Source organism: Microbacterium sp. 13-71-7, assembly GCF_002257455.1.
Classification (GTDB): Bacteria; Actinomycetota; Actinomycetes; order Actinomycetales; family Microbacteriaceae; genus Microbacterium.
The window spans coordinates 1-8,634 of the sequence record NZ_NCKN01000179.1 but is presented as its reverse complement, the minus strand read 5'-3'; the positions used below and the strand labels follow the sequence as shown (position 1 = coordinate 8,634).

General features: G+C 70.2%; 8 protein-coding genes and 1 pseudogene. 2 read left to right on the top strand and 7 right to left on the bottom strand.

The window, feature by feature from the left end:
• Positions 1 to 688: pseudogene (locus tag B7X32_RS15350) on the top strand (hypothetical protein); the annotation flags it as partial.
• Between the two features lie 7 nt (positions 689 to 695).
• Here B7X32_RS15350 and B7X32_RS15345 read toward each other — a convergent pair.
• The 7 genes from B7X32_RS15345 to rplM all read right to left on the bottom strand — a co-directional run bounded on the left by B7X32_RS15345 (position 696) and on the right by rplM (position 6,787).
• Entirely contained in the window at positions 696 to 1,187 is a 492-nt protein-coding gene (locus tag B7X32_RS15345; RefSeq protein ID WP_292721430.1) for a VanZ family protein, read from the bottom strand.
• A 28-nt stretch (positions 1,188 to 1,215) separates the two neighbouring features.
• The gene (locus B7X32_RS15340; protein ID WP_292721427.1) at positions 1,216 to 2,319 is read right to left on the bottom strand and encodes a glycosyltransferase; all 1,104 of its coding nucleotides are present in this window, start codon (positions 2,317 to 2,319) and stop codon (positions 1,216 to 1,218) included.
• Positions 2,320 to 2,336: 17 nt separating this feature from the next.
• The gene (locus tag B7X32_RS15335) at positions 2,337 to 3,794 is read right to left on the bottom strand and encodes a sugar transferase (RefSeq protein ID WP_292721424.1); all 1,458 of its coding nucleotides are present in this window, start codon (positions 3,792 to 3,794) and stop codon (positions 2,337 to 2,339) included.
• Between the two features lie 236 nt (positions 3,795 to 4,030).
• The gene (locus B7X32_RS15330) at positions 4,031 to 4,480 is read right to left on the bottom strand and encodes a VanZ family protein (protein WP_292721421.1); all 450 of its coding nucleotides are present in this window, start codon (positions 4,478 to 4,480) and stop codon (positions 4,031 to 4,033) included.
• Complete coding sequence (gene glmM, locus B7X32_RS15325; protein WP_292721418.1) at positions 4,461 to 5,816, bottom strand: phosphoglucosamine mutase; 1,356 nt, start codon at positions 5,814 to 5,816, stop codon at positions 4,461 to 4,463. The genes B7X32_RS15330 and glmM overlap by 20 nt, the downstream gene beginning before the upstream one ends.
• 15 nt (positions 5,817 to 5,831) lie before the next feature.
• Positions 5,832 to 6,314 (bottom strand): 30S ribosomal protein S9, encoded by a 483-nt coding sequence (gene rpsI, locus B7X32_RS15320; RefSeq protein WP_292721415.1) that lies wholly within the window; start codon positions 6,312 to 6,314, stop codon positions 5,832 to 5,834.
• 26 nt (positions 6,315 to 6,340) lie between these two features.
• Positions 6,341 to 6,787, bottom strand: a complete 447-nt coding sequence (rplM, locus tag B7X32_RS15315) for a 50S ribosomal protein L13 (RefSeq protein WP_045249783.1) — start codon at positions 6,785 to 6,787, stop codon at positions 6,341 to 6,343.
• 364 nt (positions 6,788 to 7,151) lie between these two features.
• Between rplM and B7X32_RS15310 the strand changes: the two genes are divergently transcribed.
• Positions 7,152 to 8,354, top strand: coding sequence for a glycosyltransferase family 4 protein (locus tag B7X32_RS15310; protein ID WP_292721403.1), 1,203 nt, complete (start codon positions 7,152 to 7,154; stop codon positions 8,352 to 8,354).
• Positions 8,355 to 8,634: the final 280 nt, after the last annotated feature.

Sequence of the window (8,634 nt, the reverse complement as noted above, 5' to 3'; positions counted from 1 at the left end):
CCAGGTGTACTTCAAATATCCGACCGGGCCCGAGCAGGATGCGTTCTTCGCCTCCGCCGCCGACACGATCTTCTCCGCCGTCACCTCGGGCAAGGCCTCGCCAGTGAAGCTGATCCAGGCCCTGTTCCGAGCGTCGGACGAGGGGCGGCTCCTCTACCTGAGCAACGACCCGCAGCAGACCACGCTGGTCGACAACTCCCGGATGAGCGGCATCATGCCGACGGCGGACAAGGATCGGAGCGTTCTCGGCGTCTTCCTGAATGACAACACCGGTTCGAAGAAGAGCTACTACCTGGACATGAAGATCGACGCGTGCCGCACGGATCAGACGGTCAAGAGCACAGTGACTCTCACCTCGAGTCTGACCGAGCAAGCGGCTGCCGGCCTGCCGTACTACATCAAGGGCCCTTACTTCGCGGCGGGGGACATCAGCAGTTTCGCCGTGTTCTACGGCCCCGTCGGCGGATCGCTCTCCGACATCACGATCGACGGGCAGCCCGCGAACATCCTCAGTCAGGGCGAGCACCTCGGCCGTCCGGCGGTGAAGATCGAGGTCTTCAGCCACTTCGCCGACACGCACACCGTGAACGTCGAGTTCGCGGCGCCGGGGCCGGGCGGGCCGCTCGAGGTCTGGACGACCCCGATGTCCCGGGCGACGCCGACGACCGTCGAGCCGACCTGCAAGTAGCGTCGGGTCAGGATCCGCTGTCCGCCGTCCGGCCGCGGGCGATCGCGCGGAGGATCGCCCGGGCGACCACCAGACCCACGGCCGTGCCGAGCGTGTTGGCGATCACGTCGGAGAGCGTCGAATAGCGGCTCGGAATGGCCAGCTGCACGAGCTCGATGACCGTGCTCGCGGCGCACCCCACGGCGACGATCGCCCATGCGGGCATCCGCCGCCAGCCCACGGCGAGGAGCGCTCCCAGCGGCACGAACAGAGCGATGTTCGCCGTGAACTCGAACACCGTGTAGGCGGCGTCCCCAGGGACGCCCCACGTCGCGACCAGTCGCGCGAGCACCGCGACGACACCCGTCACCTTGCCGGCCTCATCCGCGGGCAACCACGTGAGCAGCAGCACGGCGATCGCGTACGGCACGAGCACGATCCGCGCGGTCAGGGCGAGACGTCGTGCCGCCGGGCGCGAAGAGTCCGGAACGTCCGTCATCGGCGGGGAGGCAAGGGGCACGAACAGCAGGATAGGCGGCGCGACGCGCTCAGACCTGGACGAACCCCCGCAGCTCACGCGCGAAGCGGTCGGCCCCGAACCTCGCGGTCAGGATCGCGGAGTCGAACGGGGCGAGCCGCAGTGCGGCGTCGATGGCCGCGGCGAGGTCCGTCGGATCCGTGGATGCGGCGATCACCCCCGAGACGCCCGGCACGATCGTCTCGATCTGGCCGCCGACCGGCCCGGTGACGACAGGAGTGCCCGCCGCCTGCGCCTCGACCGGCACGATCCCGAAGTCCTCGATGGGCGGGAAGACGAAGACCGCGCTGCGCTGCATGAGCGCGTACATGAGCGCGTCGGAGGGACCGATCACGAACTCGACGGGGATGCGCGCCTCAGCCGCGCACGCGCGGAGCCGCGACTCGTCCGGTCCCCGCCCGACGATGACCGCGGGCAGGCCAGCGCGATCGGCGGCGGCGATGACGAGATCCAGCGCCTTGTACGGCGTGAACCGCGACGCGCCCATGACGAAGGTCTCGGGGAGCCCTTCGAGGATGCAGCGCTCCTCGGCGTCGAGGACCTGCGCGCCCGCGTCCGCCTGCGCGCGGATCGCCTCGACCGCCACCGGCGGGTGGATCACGGTCGCCTCGCGCTCCCACGCCCGCGCGATCCGATCGCGGACGAAGCAGCTGTTCGCCGCGATCGCCGTGGCCTCCTGCGCGCGGCGACGATCGACTCCGCGGAACAGCGGCGATACGGCGCGGACGATCGCGTGCCGTCCGCGCTCATCCGACTCCGGATCCCAGAGGTAGCGGGCCGGGCTGTGGGCGTAGACGAACTTCGGCACCGACGGATCGGGCACGCGCACGTGATGGGCGAAGACGTAGGAGCTGGCCAGCACCCAGTCGAGGTCAGCGCGCACCGGCGCACGGCGCCACGTCGCATCCAGCAGGGGGAGCGCGGCGGCCTTGTGCTTACGGAAGGGGGTGCGGGAGAGCCAGGACTCGGAGACGCGGCCCGCCTCGAACCGGCCGGGGGCGTCGTTCCACAGGCAGAAGATCTCGGAGTCGTGGAAGACCTCGCCCATGGAGTCCAGCACCCGCTCCGCGCCGCCGGAGCTCTCGATCCACTCGGTGACGATCAGCCCGGCCATGGCGCGCTCGCAGCGGGTCAGTAGGCGCCGGCGCCGGTGAGGACCACGCGCATCGTGCGCCAGAGGATCACCAGGTCACCGGTCAGCGACCAGTTCTCCACGTAGAAGAGATCGAGACGCACGCTGTCGTCCCACGACAGGTCGGAGCGCCCGTTGACCTGCCACAGGCCCGTGATGCCGGGGCGGACGAGGAAGCGGCGCTGCGTGCGGTGGTCGTAGTGCTCCGCCTCGGAGGTGAGCGGAGGGCGCGGGCCCACGAGGGACATGTTGCCCCGCAGCACGTTGATCAGCTGCGGCAGCTCGTCGAGGCTGTGCCGGCGCAGAGCGCGCCCCACGGCGGTCACCCGAGGATCGTTCCGCATCTTGAACAGCACGGCGTTGCCGTCGCTCTGGTCCAGCAGCGAAGGCAGCTGATCCTCGGCGTTGACGACCATGGTGCGGAACTTGAGCATCTCGAAGCGCCTGCCGCCCACGCCGATGCGCTGCTGGCGGAAGAGCGCCTTGCCTCCGTCCTGCCGCACGCACACGGCGAGGACCGCGAAGATCGGGCTCAGCACGACGAGGGCGAGCACGGAGCCCACGATGTCGAACGTGCGCTTGGCCAGGTACTTCGTCCCCTCGAAGGCGGGGTAGTCGACCTGGATCAGCGGAAGGCCCGGTGCGGGGATCGAGTGCAGCCGCGGCCCGGCGATGCCGGTGAGGGCGGGAGCGACCAGCAGCTCGATCTTCGCCGCCTCCAGCTCCCAGCCGAGCTCCTGCAGCGCCTCGGGGCTGATGCGATCGGATCCGCTGTACACGACCGTGTCCGCCCCCGAAGCGAGGACCGCTTCGAGCGCGCTGTCGAAGCCGGCGAGCACGGGGACCCCCGGGAGGAGATCCTGATCGCTGCCATTCTCCGTCACGGCGCCGAGAAGCTGGACGCCCAGCCCCGGTTCGCGCAGGATCGAGGCGCCGACATGGCGCGACTTCTCGCGCTCGCCCAGCACCACGGCGTGATGCGCGAAGCGACCGTGGGTGCGCTGGGTGAGCAGCCAGCGCCGCCATTGCCATCGTCCGAGGAACAGCAGCACGAGCCCGATCGGGAACGCGACGAGCACGTAGCCCCGGGCGAGCTGCAGCTGGAACCCGAAGGCGAGGATCGCGAGCACACCGAACAGCCGGATCGTCGCGTCCGCGACCCGCTTGTACTCGAGCGAACCGCCGCCGACGACCTTTGCGTTCCGCGAGCCGGACAGCTGCAGCGTGAGCGACCACACCAGGGCCAGCGCGATCGAGAACATCGAGTACTCGAGCTCCGCGTTCAGGAGGTTGAGCCCCACGACGCGGGAGTCACCGAATCCGAATCGTGCGATCTGCGCGAAGGCGACCGCCGCGCAGACGACGATCGTATCGGTGACGGCGAGGCGCTTCGCATAGGCGTGGCGCCAGAGGGCGACGGCGTGCGCCGTCGCTACGAAATCGACTTTTCCAGACACTCCCCAGAACTCCCCAGAACCGTTCCCACAACGGCGGATGGCAAGGGCCATCCTCCCCGGACCACAGCCCTCCCATAGGCGGTCGTCCGTCCCCGATCGGGGGCTGCTCTTTCGGGTCGAGAAGCTTCCGAGTCGGCAACCGCACCCTCCCAAAGGATGCGGCGTGGCTTCATGCTAGCCCCGAGAGGCCCCGGAATCCATAGGGCGGAATATCGGATCTCGCTGCCGCGGTCCGATCAGCGGCCGGCGGAGCGGCGTCGGAGCGCGTCGGCGACCTCGATCGCGAGCAGCCCGACGCAGGCGCCCGCGGTGTTCGCGATCACGTCGGCGACGGTCGCGCTGCGATCGGACAGGAACAGGCCCTGCACCGTCTCGATCGTGCAGGTCGTGAGGAAGCCGATCGGGACCACGAGATAGCGATGCCGGGGGAGGAGCATCGCGAGGAAGAGCCCGAGCGGGATGAACATCGCCACGTTCGCGATGAACTCGACGCGCACGAGCGTCAGCCCGGGGAAGCCGGCGGTCACCCTGCGGATCCAGGGGTCGAGGGCGGAGAGGAACGGCTCGGGCCAGAACACGATCACCGCGACGACGATCGCGTACGCGATCATCCAGAACAGTGCCCGGCGCAGCCGAGGCTGCCCGGGCACTGCGCCGGTGGTGTTCTCAGAGAGCGAGTCGCTCACGAACGACCTCGGCGAGCTGGTGCGCGTACTCGTGCGCCGACTTCTCGTCGGCGGCCTCGACCATCACGCGGACGAGCTGCTCGGTGCCGGACGGGCGCAGCAGCACGCGGCCGGTGTCGCCGAGCTCGGCCTCGACCGCCTTGACGGCCTTCTGCACGTGCTCGTCGTCGGTCTTGGTGCGGTCGACGTCCTTGACGTTGACGAGCTTCTGCGGGTAGACGGTCATGATCGAGGCGAGCTCGGCCAGCGTCTTCTTCTGGCGTGCCATCTCGGCCACGAGGTGCAGGCCCGTGAGCACGCCGTCACCGGTGGTGGCGAAGTCGCTCATGATGACGTGGCCCGACTGCTCGCCGCCCAGCGAGTAGCCGCCGGCGTTCATGTCCTCGAGCACGTAACGATCGCCGACCGCGGTCTGACGCACGGTGATGCCCTGCTCGCGCATGGCGACGTGCAGGCCGAGGTTGCTCATCACGGTGGCGACGAGCGTGTTCTCGGCCAGGCGCCCGCGATCCTTCATCGCGACCGCGAGGATCGCCATGATCTGGTCGCCGTCGATGACGTTTCCCTCGGCGTCGACGGCGAGGCAGCGATCCGCGTCGCCGTCGTGGGCGATGCCCACGTCGGCGCCCACGCGGACGACCTCGGCGGCGAGCTTGTCGAGATGCGTGGATCCGACGCCGTCGTTGATGTTGATCCCGTCGGGATCCGCACCGATCACGGTCACCTTGGCGCCTGCATTGCTGAAGGCCTCGGGGGAGGCGCCGCTCGCGGCGCCGTGCGCGCAGTCGAGCACCACGTGGATGCCGTCGAGGCGGTGCGGCAGCGACGCCAGCAGGTGTATGACGTAGCGGTCCTCTGCGTCGGAGAAGCGGCTGACCCGGCCGACGTCGGCACCGGTGGGGCGCAGCTTCTCGCCGGCCATGGCCTCTTCGATGCGCTGCTCGACGACGTCGGGGAGCTTCACGCCTCCGCGGGCGAAGATCTTGATGCCGTTGTCGGGCGCCGGGTTGTGCGACGCGGAGATCATCACGCCGAAGTCGGCGTCGATGTCGGCGATGAGGAACGCCGCGGCCGGGGTCGGCAGCGTGCCCGCATCGAGCACGTCGACGCCGGAGGAGGCGAGGCCCGCCTCGACGGCGGCGCTGAGGAAGTGCCCGGAGATGCGCGGGTCGCGGGCGACCACGGCGGTGAGGCGCTTGCCGGCGGCCTTGCGAGCCTCGGCAATACGGCCCTGGCCCAGGACGACAGCAGTCGCCTGGGCCAGGGTGAGCGCGATATCGGCGGTGAGGGGGCCGTTGGCCAGCCCCCGCACCCCGTCCGTACCGAACAGAGCCATAGAGGTCTGCGCGGCTTAACGCTTCGAGTACTGAGGCGCCTTGCGGGCCTTCTTGAGACCAGCCTTCTTGCGCTCCTTGACGCGAGCGTCGCGCGAGAGGAAGCCGGCCTTCTTGAGGGTCGGGCGGTTGTTCTCGACGTCGATCTCGTTCAGCGCGCGGGCGATGCCCAGGCGCAGCGCACCGGCCTGGCCCGAGGGGCCACCGCCGGAGATGCGGGCGATCACGTCGTACGCACCCGTGAGGTTCAGCACCGTGAACGGGTCGTTGATCAGCTGCTGGTGCAGCTTGTTCGGGAAGTAGTCCTCGATCGAGCGGCCGTTCACCGTGATGGTGCCGGCGCCCGGGACCAGGCGCACGCGGGCGATGGCCTGCTTGCGACGACCCACGGCAGCGCCGGGGACGGTCAGAACGGGACGCGGAGCGGTCTCGACGGCGGCGGCCTCAGGGGTCTCGGTCGAGAAGGTCTGCGGGAATTCGGTGGTGTCGTTGTCAGCCACGAGTATGTCCTTATTCGTAACGGCGCTTACTGGGCGACCTGGTCGAGGGTGTACGTCTTCGGCTGCTGAGCGGCGTGCGGGTGCTCGGAGCCGGTGTAGACCTTGAGCTTCGCCAGCTGCTGGCGGCCCAGGCTGTTCTTCGGGAGCATGCCGCGGATGGCCTTCTCCACAGCGCGGACGGGGTTCTTCTCGAGCAGCTCGGAGTAGGCGACGGCCTTGAGCCCGCCCGGGTGACCCGAGTGGCGGTAGGCGATCTTCTTCTGGAGCTTCTGACCGGTGAGCGCGACCTTGTCGGCGTTCACGATGATGACGAAGTCACCCGAGTCGATGTGGTTGGCGAAGGTGGCCTTGTGCTTGCCGCGCAGGAGCGCTGCGGCGTGCGAGGCGAGGCGACCGAGAACGACGTCGGTGGCGTCGATGACGACCCAGTCACGCTGGACCTGCCCGGCCTTGGGGGTGTAAGTGCGCGTCACAATAGTGCTGCTTTCTTGTTCGAACGGAGAGGTTCGTGAATCCCACTCCGGGGTGGTTCTCATCGGTTCCCGAGCTTGTCGAGAGGTCGAAGGGGAACACGCCAGTGGAGGGCTCACGTTCGTGCGTGCGACCAGCAGTGATCGCACACCAAAGACAGAGCCTACGGCATGGATCCGCATCCTCCAAAACGGTGGGCGCTGACCGGAGGCTCGCATCCGCCCGGTAGGTCGCTCGGGAGACGCCTGCGCGGCTTTGCCCGAGACGCTATCGGTCGCGCGCGTTGTGACGTAGTCTGCACAGTGCAGCCGGCCTGAGGCTGCGATGCCTGTGGGAGGCATCTGCTGTGCCACTGGGGAGGCACTGATGAGCGACGCTGCGCGACCGCTGAAGACGGTCGAGACACCGACGATCGATGACCGCGCCGAGGTGCGTGCGAGAACGGCGCTCGCGCCGCTCGCCGAACGGGCGCAACCGTGGGCGCTCGCCGAAGGCGCGCACTGGGCCGTGCGCCGGAGCCCTGCCCGATTCGAGCGCGTCTTCATCGCCGCGAACAACGGCGGCATCGGCGGGGGCGAGGTCATGCTGCTGCGCCTGGCCGGAGCGATGCAGGCGCTGGGCGTCGACGTCACCGTGGTCGCGCCCGCACCGTCGGCGGTGCTGAACGAGGCCCTGCATCGCGGACTGCCCGCGATCGGGCTCGCCGCGCGCAGACGCGCCACCTGGATGTGGGCGCTGCGGCGGTGGGACCGCGTGCGCCCGGAGGGCCTGCTCTGGTGCAACGGCCTCGTGCCCTCGCTCGCGACCGCACGCCGCGCGGGACGCCTGGTGCACCTGCACCAGGAGCCGGCCGGCATCCGCCGGCTGCTGGCGAAGCTTGCACGGCGCGACGCGGTGACCACGCTGGTGCCGTCCCACGCGATGCTGGAGACGGTGCCGGAGGCGCTCGTGCTCCCGAACTGGACCGAGCGGATCCGCCGGGCGAAGCCGGCCCCCGACAAGGACGGGCGGATCCGCATCGGGTTCCTCGGACGGCTCGGGCTCGACAAGGGCGTGCACATCCTGGCCGACGCCCTCGGGCTGCTCGAGGACCGCATGCCTGGTCGGTTCCGGCTCGTGCTCGCGGGCGAGCCGCTGTTCGTGCCGGAGGAGGACCTCGTGGTCATGGAAGAGGCGCTGGGACCCGTCGCGCGGCTCACGCACCGCGCGGGCTGGGTCGACACCGCGGACTTCTTCGACACGATCGACCTGCTCGTGGTGCCGTCGGTCGTCCCGGAGTCGTTCGGGCTCGTCGCCGCCGAGGCGATGGCCGCCAGGGTGCCGCTGATCGTGAGCGATGCGGGGGCGCTGCCCGAGGTCGTGGGAGACGCCGCGCAGGTGGTTCCCGCGGGGGATGCCGTCGCGCTCGCGGATCGGATCGCGGCGCTGGCGACGGGCGAGACGCCCGCCCGCCGGGGTCCGCTGTTCGAGCGCTGGTTCGCGGAGTTCTCTCCGGCCGCGGGGGTCGCGCGGATGCGGGAGCTGGTGGACACGCTGGGTGTGCGGCGGGGCGGCCCGCCGCAGGCCTGACGGCGGGAGCGCCGGCGCCGGTTCGGGCGCTGGGTTCGGGGCGCTGGTTTCGGGGCGTGCTCGTGGTGCGCCGGGCTTGGGGCGTGCTCGCGGTGCGCCGACGCCCCCTTGCAGTGTCGAGGCCCCCTCGCAGGGGCGCGCCCCCGAGGGGGCGTGGATGCTGAGAGGGGGCCTCGACGCAGAGCGGTGCCCGTGAGGCGGCGCGCCCCGTTGCGGGTGTGCCGCTGGCGGCCCGGGGCAGGCCGCCCCCTTGCAGTGTCGAGGCCCCCTCGCAGTATCG

Coding starts and splice junctions, on each gene's coding strand:
- B7X32_RS15340 (WP_292721427.1), bottom strand. CDS start 2,319: ATGGCCGGGCTGATCGTCACCGAGTGGATCGAGAGCTCCGGCGGCGCG.
- glmM (WP_292721418.1), bottom strand. CDS start 5,816: ATGGCTCTGTTCGGTACGGACGGGGTGCGGGGGCTGGCCAACGGCCCC.
- B7X32_RS15310 (WP_292721403.1), top strand. CDS start 7,152: ATGAGCGACGCTGCGCGACCGCTGAAGACGGTCGAGACACCGACGATC.